Origin of the sequence: Pigmentiphaga kullae, from assembly GCF_004216695.1 — a bacterium.
In the GTDB taxonomy this organism is placed as follows: domain Bacteria; phylum Pseudomonadota; class Gammaproteobacteria; order Burkholderiales; family Burkholderiaceae_B; genus Pigmentiphaga; species Pigmentiphaga kullae.
This window is the reverse complement of the sequence record NZ_SGXC01000002.1, coordinates 382,673-400,218: the sequence shown is the minus strand read 5'-3', so window position 1 is coordinate 400,218 and position 17,546 is coordinate 382,673. Positions and strand designations below refer to the sequence as shown.

Annotated in this window: 31 protein-coding genes; 23 read left to right on the top strand and 8 right to left on the bottom strand. The window is 62.9% G+C overall.

The window, feature by feature from the left end:
• Positions 1-2 precede the first annotated feature (2 nt).
• From EV675_RS16235 to EV675_RS16210, 6 genes are all read right to left on the bottom strand, one after another.
• On the bottom strand, positions 3-488 hold the full coding sequence (locus tag EV675_RS16235; protein ID WP_130358276.1) for a hypothetical protein: 486 nt from the start codon (positions 486-488) through the stop codon (positions 3-5).
• Complete coding sequence (locus EV675_RS16230; protein WP_130358275.1) at positions 485-685, bottom strand: hypothetical protein; 201 nt, start codon at positions 683-685, stop codon at positions 485-487. Before EV675_RS16230 ends, EV675_RS16235 begins: the two co-directional genes overlap by 4 nt.
• Positions 682-1,326, bottom strand: a complete 645-nt coding sequence (locus EV675_RS16225) for a DNA polymerase III subunit beta family protein (protein ID WP_130358274.1) — start codon at positions 1,324-1,326, stop codon at positions 682-684. The genes EV675_RS16230 and EV675_RS16225 overlap by 4 nt, the downstream gene beginning before the upstream one ends.
• Positions 1,323-2,228, bottom strand: a complete 906-nt coding sequence (locus EV675_RS16220) for a recombination-associated protein RdgC (protein ID WP_130358273.1) — start codon at positions 2,226-2,228, stop codon at positions 1,323-1,325. The genes EV675_RS16225 and EV675_RS16220 overlap by 4 nt, the downstream gene beginning before the upstream one ends.
• Positions 2,228-3,055 carry a ParB/RepB/Spo0J family partition protein gene (locus EV675_RS16215; RefSeq protein WP_130358272.1) on the bottom strand — a complete coding sequence of 276 codons (828 nt, stop codon included), beginning with the start codon at positions 3,053-3,055 and terminating at the stop codon, positions 2,228-2,230. Before EV675_RS16215 ends, EV675_RS16220 begins: the two co-directional genes overlap by 1 nt.
• Positions 3,056-3,256: 201 nt before the next feature.
• The gene (locus EV675_RS16210; RefSeq protein WP_130358271.1) at positions 3,257-3,571 is read right to left on the bottom strand and encodes a DNA-binding protein; all 315 of its coding nucleotides are present in this window, start codon (positions 3,569-3,571) and stop codon (positions 3,257-3,259) included.
• Positions 3,572-3,749: 178 nt separating this feature from the next.
• On the opposite strand from EV675_RS16210, the gene EV675_RS16205 reads away from it, so the two are divergent.
• Positions 3,750-3,977 (top strand): hypothetical protein, encoded by a 228-nt coding sequence (locus EV675_RS16205; RefSeq protein ID WP_130358270.1) that lies wholly within the window; start codon positions 3,750-3,752, stop codon positions 3,975-3,977.
• 69 nt (positions 3,978-4,046) lie between these two features.
• Positions 4,047-4,229, top strand: coding sequence for a hypothetical protein (locus EV675_RS16200; RefSeq protein WP_130358269.1), 183 nt, complete (start codon positions 4,047-4,049; stop codon positions 4,227-4,229).
• Positions 4,230-4,576: 347 nt separating this feature from the next.
• Here EV675_RS16200 and EV675_RS16195 read toward each other — a convergent pair whose 3' ends face one another.
• Positions 4,577-4,840 (bottom strand): transcriptional regulator, encoded by a 264-nt coding sequence (locus tag EV675_RS16195; protein ID WP_130358268.1) that lies wholly within the window; start codon positions 4,838-4,840, stop codon positions 4,577-4,579.
• Positions 4,841-4,931: 91 nt separating this feature from the next.
• On the opposite strand from EV675_RS16195, the gene EV675_RS16190 reads away from it, so the two are divergent.
• The 21 genes from EV675_RS16190 to EV675_RS30310 all read left to right on the top strand — a co-directional run bounded on the left by EV675_RS16190 (position 4,932) and on the right by EV675_RS30310 (position 16,284).
• A complete protein-coding gene (locus EV675_RS16190) occupies positions 4,932-5,819 on the top strand; it encodes a S24 family peptidase (RefSeq protein ID WP_165404628.1) in 888 nt (295 codons plus the stop codon).
• 70 nt (positions 5,820-5,889) lie between these two features.
• Positions 5,890-6,792 carry an ATP-binding protein gene (locus EV675_RS16185; protein ID WP_130358266.1) on the top strand — a complete coding sequence of 301 codons (903 nt, stop codon included), beginning with the start codon at positions 5,890-5,892 and terminating at the stop codon, positions 6,790-6,792.
• Positions 6,786-7,082 carry an STAS-like domain-containing protein gene (locus EV675_RS16180; protein WP_130358265.1) on the top strand — a complete coding sequence of 99 codons (297 nt, stop codon included), beginning with the start codon at positions 6,786-6,788 and terminating at the stop codon, positions 7,080-7,082. Before EV675_RS16185 ends, EV675_RS16180 begins: the two co-directional genes overlap by 7 nt.
• Positions 7,083-8,534: 1,452 nt before the next feature.
• Complete coding sequence (locus EV675_RS29725) at positions 8,535-8,726, top strand: hypothetical protein (protein ID WP_165404627.1); 192 nt, start codon at positions 8,535-8,537, stop codon at positions 8,724-8,726.
• Between the two features lie 8 nt (positions 8,727-8,734).
• Positions 8,735-8,920: a hypothetical protein gene (locus EV675_RS16175; RefSeq protein WP_130358264.1), complete on the top strand. Its 186-nt coding sequence runs from the start codon at positions 8,735-8,737 to the stop codon at positions 8,918-8,920.
• Between the two features lie 379 nt (positions 8,921-9,299).
• Positions 9,300-9,584 carry a hypothetical protein gene (locus EV675_RS16170; protein WP_130358263.1) on the top strand — a complete coding sequence of 95 codons (285 nt, stop codon included), beginning with the start codon at positions 9,300-9,302 and terminating at the stop codon, positions 9,582-9,584.
• A gap of 8 nt (positions 9,585-9,592) precedes the next feature.
• A complete protein-coding gene (locus EV675_RS16165) occupies positions 9,593-9,829 on the top strand; it encodes a hypothetical protein (RefSeq protein ID WP_130358262.1) in 237 nt (78 codons plus the stop codon).
• A 105-nt stretch (positions 9,830-9,934) separates the two neighbouring features.
• Positions 9,935-10,315 (top strand): hypothetical protein, encoded by a 381-nt coding sequence (locus EV675_RS16160; RefSeq protein ID WP_130358261.1) that lies wholly within the window; start codon positions 9,935-9,937, stop codon positions 10,313-10,315.
• Positions 10,308-10,841, top strand: a complete 534-nt coding sequence (locus EV675_RS16155) for a coiled-coil domain-containing protein (RefSeq protein WP_130358260.1) — start codon at positions 10,308-10,310, stop codon at positions 10,839-10,841. The genes EV675_RS16160 and EV675_RS16155 overlap by 8 nt, the downstream gene beginning before the upstream one ends.
• Positions 10,831-11,859: a hypothetical protein gene (locus EV675_RS30030; protein ID WP_242621465.1), complete on the top strand. Its 1,029-nt coding sequence runs from the start codon at positions 10,831-10,833 to the stop codon at positions 11,857-11,859. The genes EV675_RS16155 and EV675_RS30030 overlap by 11 nt, the downstream gene beginning before the upstream one ends.
• Positions 11,852-12,337 (top strand): XF1762 family protein, encoded by a 486-nt coding sequence (locus EV675_RS16140; protein ID WP_130358259.1) that lies wholly within the window; start codon positions 11,852-11,854, stop codon positions 12,335-12,337. The genes EV675_RS30030 and EV675_RS16140 overlap by 8 nt, the downstream gene beginning before the upstream one ends.
• A complete protein-coding gene (locus EV675_RS16135) occupies positions 12,327-12,503 on the top strand; it encodes a hypothetical protein (RefSeq protein WP_242621464.1) in 177 nt (58 codons plus the stop codon). The genes EV675_RS16140 and EV675_RS16135 overlap by 11 nt, the downstream gene beginning before the upstream one ends.
• A 2-nt stretch (positions 12,504-12,505) precedes the next feature.
• Positions 12,506-13,462 carry a hypothetical protein gene (locus EV675_RS16130; protein WP_130358257.1) on the top strand — a complete coding sequence of 319 codons (957 nt, stop codon included), beginning with the start codon at positions 12,506-12,508 and terminating at the stop codon, positions 13,460-13,462.
• The gene (locus EV675_RS16125) at positions 13,459-13,731 is read left to right on the top strand and encodes a hypothetical protein (protein ID WP_130358256.1); all 273 of its coding nucleotides are present in this window, start codon (positions 13,459-13,461) and stop codon (positions 13,729-13,731) included. The genes EV675_RS16130 and EV675_RS16125 overlap by 4 nt, the downstream gene beginning before the upstream one ends.
• On the top strand, positions 13,731-14,237 hold the full coding sequence (locus EV675_RS16120; protein WP_130358255.1) for a DUF1643 domain-containing protein: 507 nt from the start codon (positions 13,731-13,733) through the stop codon (positions 14,235-14,237). The genes EV675_RS16125 and EV675_RS16120 overlap by 1 nt, the downstream gene beginning before the upstream one ends.
• The gene (locus EV675_RS16115) at positions 14,234-14,584 is read left to right on the top strand and encodes a hypothetical protein (protein ID WP_130358254.1); all 351 of its coding nucleotides are present in this window, start codon (positions 14,234-14,236) and stop codon (positions 14,582-14,584) included. Before EV675_RS16120 ends, EV675_RS16115 begins: the two co-directional genes overlap by 4 nt.
• A gap of 5 nt (positions 14,585-14,589) precedes the next feature.
• Positions 14,590-14,946 carry a hypothetical protein gene (locus tag EV675_RS16110; RefSeq protein ID WP_130358253.1) on the top strand — a complete coding sequence of 119 codons (357 nt, stop codon included), beginning with the start codon at positions 14,590-14,592 and terminating at the stop codon, positions 14,944-14,946.
• Positions 14,943-15,434 carry a hypothetical protein gene (locus EV675_RS16105; protein WP_130358252.1) on the top strand — a complete coding sequence of 164 codons (492 nt, stop codon included), beginning with the start codon at positions 14,943-14,945 and terminating at the stop codon, positions 15,432-15,434. Before EV675_RS16110 ends, EV675_RS16105 begins: the two co-directional genes overlap by 4 nt.
• Positions 15,431-15,664: a hypothetical protein gene (locus tag EV675_RS16100; protein ID WP_130358251.1), complete on the top strand. Its 234-nt coding sequence runs from the start codon at positions 15,431-15,433 to the stop codon at positions 15,662-15,664. The genes EV675_RS16105 and EV675_RS16100 overlap by 4 nt, the downstream gene beginning before the upstream one ends.
• 184 nt (positions 15,665-15,848) lie before the next feature.
• Positions 15,849-16,010 (top strand): hypothetical protein, encoded by a 162-nt coding sequence (locus EV675_RS29720; protein ID WP_165404626.1) that lies wholly within the window; start codon positions 15,849-15,851, stop codon positions 16,008-16,010.
• Positions 16,003-16,284 carry a helix-turn-helix domain-containing protein gene (locus EV675_RS30310; RefSeq protein WP_130358250.1) on the top strand — a complete coding sequence of 94 codons (282 nt, stop codon included), beginning with the start codon at positions 16,003-16,005 and terminating at the stop codon, positions 16,282-16,284. Before EV675_RS29720 ends, EV675_RS30310 begins: the two co-directional genes overlap by 8 nt.
• Here EV675_RS30310 and EV675_RS16090 read toward each other — a convergent pair.
• On the bottom strand, positions 16,281-17,450 hold the full coding sequence (locus EV675_RS16090) for a tyrosine-type recombinase/integrase (protein WP_165404625.1): 1,170 nt from the start codon (positions 17,448-17,450) through the stop codon (positions 16,281-16,283). The genes EV675_RS30310 and EV675_RS16090 overlap by 4 nt on opposite strands.
• Between the last annotated feature and the right edge of the window lie 96 nt (positions 17,451-17,546).

The window sequence follows — 17,546 nt, the reverse complement described above, 5'->3', positions numbered from 1 at the left end:
GCCTACCCCGCGTCCTTCAGCAGCGCCTTGAGCTGCCGGAACTTCTCCAGTTCCGCTGCGGTGGCCTGGCTGACCTCACCCGTTGATAGCGCCGCTGCGTCGATTTCATCGGCCAGAGCACGCAGCTTCGCGGAGATGCCGGTCCAGATATCAATGGGGTCCTGGCGACGCTGCTGCCGGAACAGCGGCTCGGGGCACAGGGCAGGCACGGGTGTATCGGACATATCAGGCATGCTTGTTTGATCCTTCTCTTTGATTTCGACGCGGCGAAATGACCCAGGAACCGGCTCGCGGACAAGGCCGGCCTCGGCGAGCCTCCCCAGACATCCCCGGAGCGTCCGGATGTCCAGGCCGGCGCCCGATTGCTTCTTCAGGGCGGCCGCAATCTCGCCCACTGTGAACGTGGAGCGGATCGGCACCGCGGCATAGACCTTCTGTGCAACGGCAGTCTGCCCAGCCAATAGGGAGTCTCGGCGGATGGGTGTCATGCGGCCACCTTCAGCTTCGCCAGCACGGCGGCGCGTACATCCTCGCCGGCCACGTGGGCGATGTGCGCCAGATGGGCTTCTTGCTGCCGGCGAGCGGTTTTCTTGTCGCGGCTCGAACTGGCCGACAGCACCAGGCGGACGCCGCAGTCAACGCACGTCAGGTCGTAGGTGCTGGGGGTGCATTTCGTGCAGGTCATGCAGTCGCCCACTTCGGAATTTCGAGGAATCGCGCCTGATCAATCTCGCTCCGAATCGGCATGACGATGCCGATGAAATCGCCAATCCGTGCGGTATCAGCACGCACCACCGCGCCTTTTACTGGCCCGTCGGCCATGACGATGACGTTGGTCTGCTTGCTGTTCGTGAACGCCTTGGCGGCTTCATGGATCAGGTGGACATACTGCTGATTGAACACGCCCGGCTCGCCTGACATGCTGCTGGGAATCACTCGGCGCCAATCCGGATATTTGCCATCAACCTGGGAGAACGTGGCCGACAGACCACAACCCCATCCGGGCAACTCGCATGACCATTTATTTCCGCCGACCCGTTGCAGTCTATGGGCGTGGTCCCAGCGCCCAGCTACCACCGGCTTGGACAGCGCCGCAACGATCTTGGCCGGCAGAATCAGCGATGTCGGCTCGCTGACCTCGTTCTTGGCCTGATCTCGCACCGCAACCATAAAATGGCCGTTCGTGGCGACCGCGATGGTCTGGTCCGCCGTGGCTTCGATATAGACGCCTTGCAGGTACCAGCGGATGTCACTCTTTGCTGCCGCGTACGCCGCAGCCTTCAAGAGCTTGGGCGTGGCGTGGATCACCGCCTTCTCTGCGCTCATTGCCCCTCCCGCTCGCCGCCCAGGGCGTCCACCACGTCCGCCAGTAGCTTGCCCAGCTCGCCGGCCATCAACACGAAATCGGATTCGAAGCGCTCGGCGTCAGACTGCGCCCGCGCATCGGCGTTTTCCTTCAGCACGTCCAGCGGCGCGATGCGCTTGACCGCCAGCGACTCGGTCAGGACGAACGAGATGCGGTCGGCCCAGGTCATGGCGAGACGAGTGGCCTGTTTGCCGGTCCCGATATGCCGCTGGGCATCCTCAGGCACCACAGACTCCCGGACGTAGCGCACCGTGGCCCGGCCCTCGCCGGTGGAGCGCAGTTCGGTGTCCTGGTCGATCGTGAAGTTGGCGGGGGCTTCGCCGCCGGCCAGCCATTCGGTCATGGCGGCCGCGGGCGAGGTCTGCACGTGCAGGTTGGCCAGCGGGAACTTGTCGATGGCCCGGTTCAGGAGCTGCAGCAGTTCGTCGCAGCGCGACCCCGAGGGCGTATCGATGCACAGCCACCCATTGCGGGTGTCGATCCAGGCACGCGTGTCGCGCTGGACGCCGAGCGCCCGGTGCAGCAGCGCTTCGGTCACTACCTCCTTGATCTCCTTCATCTGCTTGCGGCCCGGCTTGAAGCCCTGCTCCAGCTCGATTTCCCGCGCCTTGGCTTTCGCGGCCTGGTTGATCGCGGCGGCCGGCAGCAACTTCTTCTCGGTGCGCAACGCAATCAGGATCTGGCCGGCTACTCCGTAGGTCAGCGCGCCACCCTCCACCGGCGGCACCCAGCCCTGCACCTGCCTTTCCAGGCTGGAGCCGGCGGCAAACGCCTGGGGTTGCAGCAGCTCGGCGAGATGTTCCGCCGTCATGTCCCAGGGCGCGGGCAGGCGGTACACCTGCAAATTCTTGAACCAGGCCATTACGCGCCCTCCTGCTGCTCGGCGGCCGACGTGGCCTGCGGTTCGTCGTCCAGGCCCAGGACCCAGCGCAACGCGTCGGCGTACAAGCCGTTGGCAACGGCCAAGCGGGCCTCGATCTCGCGGCGGCCACGCGTACGCGGCTTGTTGGATGCCAGCACCTCGCGCTGACGGCGGGCCCGCTCATGGGGTTTGACGCCCTCCCCGGCTTTCACCAGTTCGCGCACTTTCTCCCGCTGCTCGTCTGGGTTGAGCTTGGAGAGCTGCCGGGCCTGGGTGACAGTGATCTCCCCAGCGTCTACCGCCTCGCGCACGGCGGCGGGGCTTTCCAGCAGGGACAGCGTGGCGCGAACCGTTTCCACTCCGCAGTTGTAGATGACCGCGATCTGGTCATCCCCGTAGCCCATGGCACGGTGCCGCCGCATCTTCTCCGCACGGCCGATGGGGCTGTCCGCCCTGCGTGCTTCGTTCTCGCTGGCAATTGCATCGAGCGCGCTCTGACGCTTGCCCTGATACACAACGGCGGGCACCAATAACGGCGCCTCGCCGCGGGCACGCCGCCATTCATTCGCAAGCCGAGCAGCCTTCACCCGCTGCCGGCCGAACACAACCTCAGCCGCGCCCGTCTCCGGATTTTTTGCGATGGCGATCGGTTCCAGGACGCCCTGATAGTCAATGTTCCGTGCCAGGGCTTCGTCCACGGGCAGATTGACGCGGTCGTCGTAGAGTGGCGACATTTCATCCGTCACCAACACCAAACGCTCCGGGTCGAACGTCAGCAGATTGGTCTGCCCGTCGGAGCCGTACACGTCTTTGGACTTCTTTGCCATTCGTAGCTCCTCAAATATCTAGGGGGCCGATCTGAATGCGGCCGTCGGGTTTCTGGTAGGGGTTGGGGCACGGCGCCGGGCTTGCGGGAATCAAGTGCTCGCGCTGCGGCAGGACAAGAACAGCCGGGGTGATTGCCCGCAGGAAGCCGCCACCAGCGAAAAGCTGTGAGGCAGTACGGCGCGCGGGTGGAACACGCTTCATCAGGACATCCCCCCGCAGTCGCCCAACCCTTCCCTCGCGCACCAACACTTGACCCCCGTACCGGCTAGTTCGGTCATGGCGTCCAGGTAGCGGCGGGACACGACGCGCATAGAAAGCACGTCGATGGCTGCATCGATCTTGTCGATCGTCAGGCCCATCTGCCCCGACAGAAACCTGCTCACCTGGCTGTCATCCCAGCCCAGGGCCTCTCGGATCTCGTTCCGGATGTTCGGATCGGTCAGGGCTTGCCGAAACGTGCGCTCCATAGATGGGCGCTGCGGGCGGATCTGAACCGGGGATACAACCGCGTTCATGGCTGCTCAACCTCTATCAACGAATCACAAAAATGACTGAATGCGCCTGCACGTGACCGTGGGCACACTGGCGGCATGAAAACGAAAACGACCCGGTACGCAGTTCCCACGATGCGGGTTTCCCGAACGGACCGCGAGGACGCGACGGGCCACAATCCCCTTTTCATGGAGAAATCGAATGACCCTTGTGGAATGGATCGAACAGGCGCGCGAGCTGAATACGGACGAGGCGGAGATCGATGCCGCGATCGCCGCAAACCAACGGCTGAAAGTTGCGCTGATCGTGGCGCGCGAGAACTTGCCAGACGCCTCCGAAGAGGCAGTGCTTGCCGTGTTCGCAGAGATCTGCGTCGGTACGGCGCCGGCAGAGCCGCTGGCACCGCAACCGCGCCCGACGCTGCACTGATGGGAGGCCGGCTCCAGCCGCATAGAATGGGAGGTACCACCCAACCCATCCATCCGAAAGGAATCGACCATGGACAAACCCAGCGCCGATACAACAAACGACGCGTACGCCGTTCTGAAGATACTTCTCGAAACCCAGCCGAACTTGCTGCGCTCGATACACGCCTCCGAGGAAGCGGCTGCCACACTGGCCAAGTTCGCCTGGTCGTTCATTCGGACCTTCCGCGCGGAAGCCGAGAAGCAAACGGATTAGTCTCGGCCCCGGACGCCTGTTTCTTCCCATTCTGGAGCTGCCTCCCGGCGCCCCAGGCTGATGAATTCTCGAAGGCGGCTCGACCTTGCGGGGATGACGTCACAAGGTCGAACAGGTCGCATCCCGCAGCGAGGAAAGCACGCTGCTCCGGCGTCCGCTGCTGGCGGCCGCGCGGCATGGGGCCAGCCACGTCCGCCATGCAAACGCGATCACGGAACTTCATGTGCGAGCCGCCCTTCTCCATCCAGTGTCCGGCCAGCACCAGCAGCCCGCGAAGCAAAGCGGCCTCGTCGCCACTGGCGATCAGCGGCGCCAGAGCCGAACCAATCCATGTGGGAAACGAGGCATCACGCATGGGTGGACTCCTTTGTCGGAGGGGTGGCGAGTTCAGGCCAGATTTCCGACCAGTCGTCAGGGCGAAGTTCTTGACGCGTGACGGCGCCCTTGGTCAGACGCTCAATGGCCACGCAGCGTCGCTCAGGGATGGGGCGCCCGCCATTGGCCCACTGCGAAACCGCCTGCGGCGTGACGCCACAAGCCTTAGCAAGAGCGGAATTCCCCCCAAGGAGATCGGCGGCCCTCTGTGCAGCAGCATTGGCAGACACTGTCATTCCTAAAGCAGATGATGCGCCAAATATAAACCAATGCTTTATTTTTAACAACCATTGCTTTAGGCAGGGATGTTCATGGAAGAATCAAGCAATGCTTGATAAAGAAAGCGAACGCGCGCGCCTGTTGTCCTCGCCTCCGTCAACGCTTGCCGAGAAAGTCGCGGCAACGATCGGGAGGAATAAGCTTTTGTCAGCGAAAGAGGTGGCAGAGGCAATCAACAGGACCGAACAAGCAATCTCGGGCTGGAAGAAGGATGGGCGCGTCGACAAATCGCACCTGAAGACGCTTGCCCGGCTCTCGGGCCTGCCGTTGCAATGGTGGCTGCCTGGCGAAGACGCGGAAGAATCTTCGCGTATGGCGCCTTGGCCATTTGAGTCACTGTCGGAGGAGCAGGCCGCCAATCTTTCTAGTTCAGACCGAGCCAAGATCGACGGCGCCATTGCGCTCGCCCTGGCGCAACTAAAGCTGAAAATGGCCGTCGCCCCCGCAGCAGTTGCTCCAGCGAAGGTCGTCCGAGCGCTGGTGGCGACCGAAGATAGCGCCGCTGCCAATGATCCCGACTACGTTGCCCTCCCCCTGAAACGGGTGAAGATCCGTGCCGGCGTGGCAGGGTTCAGCCTAGACCAAACCGGTGATGGCACTGCCGGAGCCGTCTACGTTTCCCGCGCCTGGCTGGCCAAACGCGGCATCAACCCCGAAGTGGCGTTCGCTTCCCATGTCGGCGGCATGTCGATGTGGCCACGCGTTCAGGAGGGCGATGTGGTCGTGGTCAACCCGGCCGACACCGAGCGCCGCAACGGCATTGTTTACGCGTTCAACCACGATGGCGAATTCACGCTCAAACGGCTGAAGCGCCAGCACAACCGCTGGTACCTCACCTCGGACAACCCAGACAAGACGCAGTTTCCGCCCATCCATGCTGATGAGGGGACGTTCATGATTGGGAGAGCGGTATTGTTGCAGGCAGAAGAGATTTGATTGGGCAACGGCGGACTGAACGCCACGGGTGACAAGAACCGGCGCCATCAGCAAATAACCCCCAGAGACAATGGTTTCGATCGCAAAACAACAGGTGGTGCAAGTAACACTGCCAAGAAGGTCATCGCGGGCGCAGTTCTTCGAACTTCTGTCGGTCGTTCTAGACCCCGACATGAACGTCAATTGCCGCCGAATTCACTTCGATTTCTCGCTGGTCGCCGACTGGGGCATTGGGGCGATAGCGACCATGAGCAATCTGATCGAGATCCTCAGAAAGGCTGACGTAAAGATTTCCTACGGCGGCTTCCAGACATGCCCTGCTGGAGCATTCCTGGAGCAGACGGGTTTTTATCAAAGATACCTGGATAACGACGAGGCCTTTCGCCGAGGGGCGACCAGGCACATGCTACCTCTGGAGTTGGTCGACTACGAGCGCAGCCATGCTTACATCGAAAACAGACTTAAGCCATGGCTCGAATCTGCGCTGGACTGGGAAGAGGGCCAAGGGGCGAGCATCGAGGTCTGCATGAAGGAAATCTTCAACAATATCGTCGACCACTCCATGGTTGACGTTGGATGCGCGATCGCCTGCGCCGACCCGAAACGCCGCCTCATTGACATCTGCGCCACGGACTTGGGCGTAGGAATCCCCGCAAACGTAAAAAAGAAGATAGGAGACGTTGGCGACGGGCGAGCGATAGAAATGGCATGCGCACAAGGCTTTACCACGAGATCCGTACCCGGCAACAGAGGTGAAGGGTTACACACACTATTACGCAACGTGGTTGATCTTAACCGCGGCGAAGTGCTATTGTTTTCAGGCCGTGGCTATGTTATTAAGAGCCGCCTGAAAGGGAACGAAACCTTGTCTGTAGGTACAAACAAGATAGGGTACCCTGGTACGCTCATTAGCATCACACTCGATCCGAAGTCCGTTGCCCGGCCACAAGTTGAAGAGGCCTTCGAATGGTAATCACTGCACTCCAGCACGTCAGGCAATGCTATAGCTACGCTGACGGAAAAGCCCTTTATGATGTTTTTGCACCGCGCCTTCTGGCGGGTGACGACGTCACGATCTCGTTTGATGGCGTAAGCTCCCTGCCATCATCTTTTGTGAACGCCGCTCTCGTCCCATTGCTTGAGCACGTGTCCCTAGACTTCATAAAGAAGCACCTTCGCTTTGCGAACACGAATTCGCAAATGAATGACATGATCCGATCCCGCCTGGCTGTAGAGGCGGGGCGGATGGGTGCTCACGCCTGATAGTCGGTCGCCCGCCCCTCCCGAGCCCAGCCTTCGAGCTGGGCTTTTTGTTGTCTGGAGCCTCCCCTGCCCTCGCGCGCGTGCGCGGGGTGTTGCGTCTGTGCAGACGTCTGCACACCGTCGGCCCGCATCGTCACCTGCTACGCTGGGCTCCTGTGGTGCTCAGGGGTTGGCTCTGCATATTTCCGTAGAAGAAACCCACTGCTGCTGTAAAAGGTATCCGGGGGTGATCAGGACCCACCCGTCGCGCTGCCCGAACGCCGCCAGCGTCTCTCCAGCTGGAATGGTTCCAATCCCCTTTGCCTGACCTGGGTCCGCACCCGCCCTAACCTGCGCGCCTGGCATAACAGCTTTGTAAGCAGTCCCGCCTTCCGAGATATAGCGCGCTACGCGTTCACCAGCAAAGATAGACCTGTCTACAGGCGCTTCACTGCGGACATCGGCCGACGGCCCGCATGGCGCCACTCCATCAAGCGAAACCGGCTGGCCCCGTCCCGACTCCGACGCTGCGCCCCAGGGCGATGTTGTGGCAGACGGCTGCCACCCCTTTGATTTCATGCAAGCGAGCAATACCTCGTTCCTTCGCATGGCCTCCGCGACGCCCTGCCCCACCGCCGTACGCATCGTTGAGTCGTAAACCCCCGAGTACTTCACCGCGTCGTACTCGCACGCAGCGCGGTCCGAGTCGAAATCCGATTGGTTCGCCCCAGGCTTGACCAGGACGGTCTTCGCACAACCGCCAACCGCGACCAACAAAGCTAGCCCTACGACGAGTCTCTTCATGCCTGGCCTTCGTTTTATGTAACAGGATCATAGACGATGCGCCTCAACCATTTAATAAACCAATGCTTGATATTTATTTAAAGCAATGGTTTAATTCTTCCATCCCCACACACAGCGAGCGCAAGCAAGCAGAACGGGGACCGTTCTTTGATAACTTGGGGATTCAGGAGAGGGGGCGCGGCTTTAGGGCTGGCGCGGGCCGATGTGCTGGCCCGCGCCTATCCTAGGTCACGACGATCAGGATGATGGCGGCCCACACCGCGAGGATGCGGGCTACATCGATCTTCACGTCCACCTTCACAGTAACTTTCAGCATGGTTTGCACTTAGCGGAAAGCCTGTGGCCACAGGCGTTTAGCCTGGTCGTACTTGTATAGCGCCCCTGCTCGGCGCTTGCGAGGTTCACGCCTAGGATTGCCCCTCGCTCAACTGCCAGCGTCCCGCATGGCAGTAGTCGGCTATTCCAGTTGATTGCTCTGAACGGATTATCCGGCTAGGCATCGCCTTCCGGGTCCGCAGTCAGCTTGATCAACTGGCTTCACCTTTAGCGGCTTGTGAGTTCCGCAACCGAGGTTCACGGCCTCAGCGCGGAAAGCATAGCACTGCCGTTTGCCCCCTCCCCTGAATCCCTTGGTTGTCGGAGATCTCCCTACACACCAGGAGGATGGGAATGGAAGCCGCAACCAGGGCCCGCAAGCTTTACCAGATCCGAACCTTTGCATCTGCGACCGCCTATAGCAGGCCCGCTGGCCGGAAGTTGCGTGAAAGAGGTCAGGCGCTCCGCCTTGTGCGAACTCTCAAGATGCGTGGCATCGACGCCATCGCCGTGCCTGTGTCTGTCCTCATCAGCAAGGCCGCCTGAGGCCCGCCATGCTGACCACGGTAATCCCCAATGGCGTTGCGGCCGTACGGCCCGTCCTGGTCGAACGCACGTGCCCGCGCTGCCATGTGCGCGGCCACCACCAGGGCAACGACAGCCAGGTCAAGCACCAGTTGAGGTGCGTGAGCTGCGGACATGTGTGGCGCGGCCGCATTCGTTGGGACGAGGTTCTTTGATGGCTCTATCAAGCCCGGCCGTTCCTCGGCTGCGTGTTGGCGACGCAGCACAAATCGATTTGGCCCGTTGCGAGGAACACCCTGCCGTATGGGAGCGGGGAGCGGCCGGCCTTGATGGAGTCAGTACCGCGGCGCCCGGTCGGCGTCATTCATTGCAGGAGGCGACCGTCATGACGTACGGAGCCGTTACGCCCATGCAGCCACGCCGTCGCGGCTCGGGGCATGACCCGATTCAGGAATTGCCGACAGGGACCACGTGCCGGGACTGCGCTCATTTCGCGCACTGCCGCCGGTTCGCCCGCTGCCTGCCCGATGACGAGGTTTGCCGCTACGACCCACCGAGGTTCATGCGCGCATTCCGCCTGGACGAGGAGCCGCAATGACGTACCTGAGACAGCGGCACCGCCGGGGCTACATGAACCCGCGACGTGAGGGCCAGATCTACCGCCGGGAGTCCGCCTGGGCGTGGACGGAGCGGATGGTCCAGCGCGACGGCGTCGAGCGGTCCGAGGCGTTCAAGCAGGGAATGATGGTCGCCCATGCCAACAAATATCTGGCCGATCCCCTCGGGCGGTACGGGCGCCCCGCGACCAACTCCCCCGAGTTCGAGCAGTTCCAGGCGGGCTACACGCGCGCCGAGGAACTGCTGTCGCAGCACACCTAGGAGCCAGCATGCACATGCAGACCATCCCCGCTCGGCGGCGCACAGTGCGCCTGCCCTCTTCCACAGTTCCACGCGCCGACTACGAAAGCGCATGCGCGGCCCGCGACATCGCCAGGGGGCTATACGAGCGCCAGACCCTGGCGCTGCATCAGCGCTCCGTGGAGCTGATGAACGCGAACGATGAGATCCACCGCCTGCGGCTCCAGATGGCCGCCCATGGCATCGACCCGGACGCGCAGCCATGACGCTCTTCGTCCTTGCCGTTGGCCTGTTGGTCGGCGCTGGTCTCGGCATCATTGGCACCGCCATGTGGTTCTTCCTGCGCTGGCCGCAGTTGGAGGAGAGCAACGATGAGTAGCTTCTGCGTGTTCGGCATGACTGCGCTGGTCGCCCGCGCCATCGCCGAAGAGGAAATCGGTTGGACTGTGCCCGGCGAGAACTTCTCCCGGCCGCGCCAGATCTCCCGCGAAGAGCGGGCGGCCCTGGTGGATAAACGAGCTGCGGAGCTTTTCGAGAAACGCGCCGTGCGCCAGATCTCGCCCGCGTTCGACGCGCCCCAGTTTGCCCACGAATGGCTCGACATCGCCCGTAGGTCTACCCGCGTCAGGGGGGGGTGCGTCATGGTTCGCGGACCGAAGATCAACGCCAAGGGCGCTCCCGTCATCAGCAAAATCACTGGGCTGCCGGTCACCACCTGGCTGCCCTACCCCACGGAGGCACGCCATGCGTGACGAAATCCCTGTGACGCCAGAGGAAGAGGCGGCTTGGCGCGAAATGGAGCAGCGCCAGGCCCAGCAGGCCACACAGCACCAGGCCAGCGGCCCGGCTGGCGCCCCCGATCGCATCTTCCTGGTGATCGGCGAGGACGTCACCCCGGATACCCCATTTAGCCAGTTGGCGGAGGTGACGTGGTGCCCAGACCGGGTGAACGACACCGACATCGAATACGTGCGCGCCCAGCCTGCCGCAGCAACGCCCGACGAAATCGAGGGCCTGCGCGCCCACGTCGCGCTGCTGAAAACCGCCCTGGCCCAGGCCGAGCGGGAGAACGATGAGTTGCGCGCCCAGCCTGCCGCTGCAACGGTTACAACGGACGCCCAGGCTATCCGCGATGCAGCGCTGGAGGAAGCGGCGGCAGCAGTTGAGCAACACGACCGCACCGGTCGCTCCTGGGTGCCCGACAGCTTGTGGGGAAACATCACTCGCGAGGCTGCTGGCCGCATCCGCGCTCTCAAGGGGAACAGCCATGGCGAATGACGTGACCCGCGAAGCGCTGAGGTCTGCGATACGCGAGCTTCTGGATGTGACTACCAGCCATTTCCATATGCCCGCAAGGATGGCTGCGGCTACGAAGCAAGCCCGCGCCGCCCTGGCAACCCCTGCCGCGCCGGATCACATCGACAACGTTGCGGTGAACCACTTCGCTGCCGCGATGAAGGAAAAGCTCGCGCAGGCCCGCACGAAGGGGCGTAGCGGCTGGCACGAATGCCACCCGGCAGACCTGTCCAGGATGCTGCGCGAGCACGTGGAGAAGGGCGACCCGCGCGACGTAGCGAATTTTTGCATGTTCTTGTGGAGCCTCGGCAAGCCGATCAGCGCCGCCCCTGCCGTACAGGCAGCGCCGCAGCCTCCGGGCGAAGCGCTGGCCGAGGAAAATAGCCGGCTCCGCACGGCGCTTCAGTTCTACGCGGATGGCGATCACTTCATCCGACACGATTCGACGGCATGGGACACCGTGAGCGGCGAACCGCCCAACCTCTACGAAGACGAGGCGAATACAGCCACCGTCGAAGATGGCACGTTCGCCCGGATCGCCCTGGGTATTCCGGCCATGCCGCAGGCAACTGTTAAGGGATCCTTACAGGTTGCCGCTCCGCAGGCCGGAGAGGATGCGCGCGAAGCGAAACAGCGGGTTCTCGACGCGGCGCAGTGGTGGGCCGATCAGCGCGATCTCGGCCCCCGCCCCGCCAAAGAGGCGTGGACGGCGCTCGCAATGCGCATCGACGCTGAACTCGCCATGCTCACCGAAGGCGGCGCCCCGCAGCCAGCAGCCCAGGCTGCGCCGATCGTGCCGCTTATCGCCCGCGCTCTGGCCGAATGGCACGAGGACGACGGCCAGGTCTTGTGGTGGGCCTGGTGTGGCCACGAATGGGCAGGAGAGGCGCCCTGGTGCGGCACGCCGCTCGACAGCGATTGGCCCGGCTACCACACGCACTGGACGGCCATCCCCGCGATGCCGGCATCCCTCACCACCCAAGGAGCCGACCGTGATTGAACTGCGCCCGATTACACGCGAGGTGGCAGACGACTACATCCGCGAGCACCACCGCCACCACGGCGTGCCGGTCGGCGCGCTATGGCGCCAGGCGGTGCATGACGACGCCGGACGCCTCGTCGGCGTGGCGGTGTCTGGCCGCCCCGTAGCGCGCGCCCTCGATGACGGCCTGACCGTCGAAGTCACTCGCCTGTGCACGGACGGCACGCCGAACGCCTGCTCCATGCTCTACGCCGCCGCTCGGCGCGTGGCGCAGGACAAGGGCTATCGACGTGGCCTGACCTATATTCTCGCCTCTGAAGACGGCGGGAGTCTGCGCGCCGCTGGCTGGCGGCACTTGTGGCACGTCAAAGGTCGAAGCTGGAATTGCCCGAGCCGCCCCCGCACTGACAAACACCCGACCGAAGACAAGCAGGCGTGGGGCTGGGGTTCCTGGCCTGCGCAACTCACCACCCAAGGAGCGAGCCATGACGCTTGACAAAGAAACGTGGATAGATCGTTGCGCGCAGCGGTACATCGATCGCGCCAACATCCCCAAGAAAGAGGCGCTCGAATGGGCTGAAGCAGCCTGGGAAAACCATGTTGACGACGACGAGTCTCCCGAGGACGCGGCCGACGTTGATATGAGCTACTGGGAGGAATAGCCATGCTGATTGACGGAAAAATCTGCACCATGAACTGCGGACCGGCGGCGGGCGATACGCGTACCGAGACCCAGCGGCGCGCGGAATGTGACGACTGCATCGCCGCCGCCCCCACCCCGCCCGCTGCAACGGCAGCGCCGAGCGACGACTGCGACGACGTGGACGCCATCCTGCGCATCGTTGGCCTGGATCCCGAACGGTGCCGCACCGAGGGCGGGATGCTGAACGTCGGACGCGTGCGCACGCTGTGGGAGGATGTTGTGTCTCTCGCAGCGCAGGCCAGCGGACAGGCAGCAAGGAGAGCCATGAATGATAGCGATCTGAAATACATACAACGCGTCCTAGAGAGCAATGCACCTGACGAGGATCGGGAGCGCGCTGCTCAGATGGTTCGGGATATACGACGGAGCTACGGGCAGGCACCGGCCGTGAGCGCGGAGCCGGTGGCGCTATCGCAACACGACTACCAAACCCTGTTTAACGCCATCGCCGCTGCAACGTGGACCACGGCAGACGGCGACATTGAGATTTCAGTGCAGGCGTTCCGAGATGCTCTGAAAGGCGCCCCCGTTGCCGCCCAGGCACCGCAGGACGAGTCCCCAGCGGACATTCTGCCGCCACCCGGCATCCATACCGCCGTCCACTACGCCGGATGGCTGCGGCGTGAAGCGCATCGACATCAGGAACCCAAAGCCAGCGTGCTGCGTCAGGCAGCGCGCATGCTCGACGTGCTCAAGGCCGAATGCGGCCGGCTGCACCAGGAACTGATCGATTCCCAGGCACCGGCCGCCAATGGGGATGCGCTGGATGCGGCGCGACTGGGCAGACTGCTCGATGCGGCACACGTCGCTGTTGAATTGATGGATGGCGTGCCGGATGACCCTGCAATGCAGCAGGCATCGGTCGAGTTGTCCAATGCCGCAGCAGCAGTGCAGCGCACCACTGGGAGCGAGAAATGAGCGTTGACAACAACAGTTTCAACGCGGGCGTGTGCGTTGCCCTGCAAGTCGTCAGGGCTATGGACTGCGGCGTTACGTGGGCCGAGATCGTTCGCGCCAGCGGAGAGGATGAGCTGCTGTACTACGCAGCTCACATTGAACCCGAGGAATGGAAACTCGCCGGGTTTGATCATTACGCGAAAGACGAACTCGGACGCGGCAAACCGCCGAAGCGACGGAGGGTGCGCGCCACGGCTGCGGGCTCGCCCCTGCGGGAAGGGGGTGAGTGATGAGTGCCATCATCAGCCCATGCGGCTTGTACCGCTACCGCCTGGAGCGGGATGTCGGGATGGACGGTCCGGTCTATGCCTTCTTCGGGATCAACCCGAGCACAGCCGATGCCCGCGAAGACGACGCAACCGTGCGCAAGTGGACGGGGTTCGTAAAGGCGTGGGGCGGTAGCCGCTTCGTCGTAGGCAACGTTTGGCCGCTCCGCGCCACCGATGTTCGTCTGTTGGCAAGATCCACGCGGTGGCTCGACATCTACCGGGAGAACCAACGGCACATTTTGGCGATGGCTGTCGAGGCGGACATCCTCGTGCCTTGCTGGGGCGACCGGGCGAAGGTGCCGCGCTCCATGCACAACGAGATCGACGAGTTGCTGTCCCTGCTCCTGGGCACCCGCAAGCCGGTGATGCACTTTGGCCTGACCAAGAGCGGAGATCCAAAGCACCCCCTCATGCTGGCCTACAGCACGCCGCTAACCCCGTGGACACCAGCAGGAGCCGCCCAATGAGCGCCGACGACATCAATCTGCCGCCCGTCAAATGTTTCACCACCACATCTCCCCGTCCGTGGGAAATGCCGGCGTGGCTGTGGGATGACGTACAGCGGTACGCCCGCGCCGCCATCCAGGCCGACCGCGCCAGCCGCGCCGACCATTTTCGTGACGCCACGAATTTGATCAACGAGTCCGCAGCCGTGCTGGACGTGCTCACCAGCAAACTGCCGGCCGGTCACCGGCTACGGCACGACGCCGAGGCCGGCGCCAAGAAACTGGTGGCTGGCCTGTACACGCTGGCCGATTCGCTATTGACCGACGCCGCCCGCAGCACCCCTGCAACCGAGAAGGGGGAGTCGTGAGCCGAGTGAAGCTGCCCCAGCCCATTGCATTCGCATTCCTTGCCGAATGCGGAAACGTTGCGTACACGGGGAATCTGGAAGGGCCGTACAAACGCCTACGCGAAATCAGCATGGGCGGCCGCCGTGGCGCATCACTGGACTTGATCTCCACCGAACAGGCCCAGGCCTACGCCGATGCGCGCGTGCGTGAAGCTCTAAATGCCGCCGCCGACGCCATCGCCTACAACGCAGCAGCTTGCCAGGATCGGCTGACAGAGCAGCTCTTGCGGGCGAACGAGCAGGCCGTGAGGTTACTCATTCCCTCCGCCAATCAGATCAACTCGTTCGGCCCCACCCCTGCAAGCAAGACGGAGGGAGCATGAAGCTTGAAGACATTCAGCAGGCCAAGATGCTCGATGACAGGCGGCGGGAACTGGCGTTCAAAATCACCCTGGTACGCGGAAATGGCCTCGGAGTCACGATCCAGGGCAACTACCAGGACAACGAAATTCTGGACGCCGTCCGCGAGCACGTCGTCGCGGTGCTGGAGTCCCGTATCGATGGCATAGACGACGAGTTGCGCGCCATCGGCGTCGATATCAAGAAAGCACCACCCAGCGATGAGCCGGCCGCCAATCTGCCTATCCTCCCCCGCGCCAGGAAGGCCATCGGGTCGGCCGAAACACAGGTTGGCCGCGAACCGTTGATCTACACCGCCACCGACATGGAGGCATACGGCCAGAAATGCTATACCGCGGGCCGGCGCAGCGCCAAACCGGCGCCTGGCACGTACTCGAAGGCCATGGAGGCCGAGGACGACGCCTGGGCCGACTACAACGCAGGCCGCGGACCTCATCCGAAGAGGCGATGATGACCCACACACTCGCAATCCTGGAGCTGTCCCCCATCGCCTATGGCGAGGTCGCAGACAAGCTGCGGGCGGCCGGCTACGACCACGTTTTCCTGGAGGACGGCATGCTCGACATGTCGGGCCTCGGCGTCACGTGCGGCGTGCCCCTCGGCGACCCTTCGCCAGAGTGCGATCCCACCGACATCTGCGCCGGTTGCCGGTGCAAATTCGCTGCTGGGGGGCACCGATGACCGTCGCCGAGTTGATCAACGAACTACAGAGGTTCCCCGCTCACTGGAGTGTGCTGGTCGAACACCCTGACGGCGGCGGATGGAGCGGACTGAGAACCGATATCGCATCTGTTGCCGATGTCCGGGATGGAACCGAGTCCACCCACGGCGCTGCGGTTCTGGATGCAACGAAAGGACTCCTGTGATGCCGCCAGACATCGACGCGATCGCGCTCGACGTGGCCCGCGAAATCAAGGCGCTCGACCCTATTGCAATGCCTGGCGGCCATGCCCAGTATCTGGCCGCCATTCAATCATTGGTTGCCGATGGTATTCGCGCCGTGACGGAGGAAGCGCACGATGCATGACGAAATTCTGGACGTTTCTGACGTAGCGGCGATGCTGCGTTGCGACGAGAAAACGGTAGAAATGAAAACCCGAGACGGGGATCTGCCCGGGCTCAAGTTCGGACGCTCTTGGGTTTACCCTCGAACCGCATTGATGACCAGGCTGTCGGAACTGGCCGCGATGGAATGTGCGCAGCGACGGGCGCCAAGAGTGCAGGCGCCCACGAGCGCGGCACGCGTGGAGCGCCGCCGGCGCGGCCGCATGCCGCCGGCACTGACACCGTGCCCCGACTAGTGTCCTGCCCAGAGGCGGTTCGTCATGTCGTCGGCGCGGAACGATGCGTAGCGCGCCGCCATGCTTGAACCTGGCGCCCAGCCCATAATGCGGATGATTTCAGCGTCGCGTAGCAGCCAGTGGCCATCCGGAGAGCGCATTTCGAACCAGCGGCATGTTGCCTCGTGCCGCAGATCATGCTCCGTCAGATCCTCACAACCGGCGTAGGAAAACAGCGACGAAAACCGATGGGACAATCGGCTCGTCACAGCGGCCAGAGTTTCTGGATCGCCGTTCCAGAACGGAAACACGAGCGCATCAGAATCTGATTCCGATGCGGCGAGGTAGCCCGTCAACAGCCCGTGGACGACCGGCGTCATGGGCACCTCACGGAACTTGACCCGCCCACGCCATTGTTTGCTGGACTGCACCCGCAGGACGCGCCGGGCGAAGTCGACCCAGCCACGCCGCAGTTGGTACGCTTCTCGTAGGCGCAAGCCGCAATTGACAATCAACAGGAACAGTACGCGTAGGTCTGCTAGGTCAGGGCCGGTCAATGGCCGCTCTCGATCGGCGCGTTTCTCGCCATCGAGTGCAGCCAAGATACGCCCTTCCTCCCCGGGCGATAGCCGGCGGTCCCGCTCAATGTCAATTTTTGGCGCGAGCTGCTTTGCCGCGAGAATTTCCGCATCGACCTCGTTGTAGGTCGAGTAACCCCGCGGCAACAGCTTGAGCGGATTGCCGGCCATGACATCCGGCGTTTTCCGCAACACCCAATCCAGCACCTTTCCGAGCGCCTGGACCCGCTTGCGGATCGTACCCGGGGACAGATTTTTTTCGTGCTTGAGCCTCTGCACCCAAGACTCCGCCCAGGCATAGGTGACGTGTCGGAGCTGCACGGAGCCAACCTCCTCGAACAGTAAATCGAGGATTTCCACGTCGGATTTAGAGGGGTGTCCAGATTTGACCCAGGCACGTATGAGCGGCCCAAGCAACGCGGCTGGTTCAGCAACTGGTTGGATCAGTCCCTCTGGAACAATACCCACCCTAAACCATTTTGCGCACTGTTCCCCGTACTCGCGCGCCTCGCGCTCCGTATCGAACGTGAGATACACCCGGCGGGGTAACAACTTGCTGGAGATGGTCAGCTCAAACCGCCCGGCGGGCGTCCGACGCACATTTGCCATGAATTCCCGGAACTCGACTACACGGAATATATGGAAGTATACGTGCGGTTGGACCGCAGATTTCAAGCGGTTTCGAGCGGATTTGAGGGGTGTTTG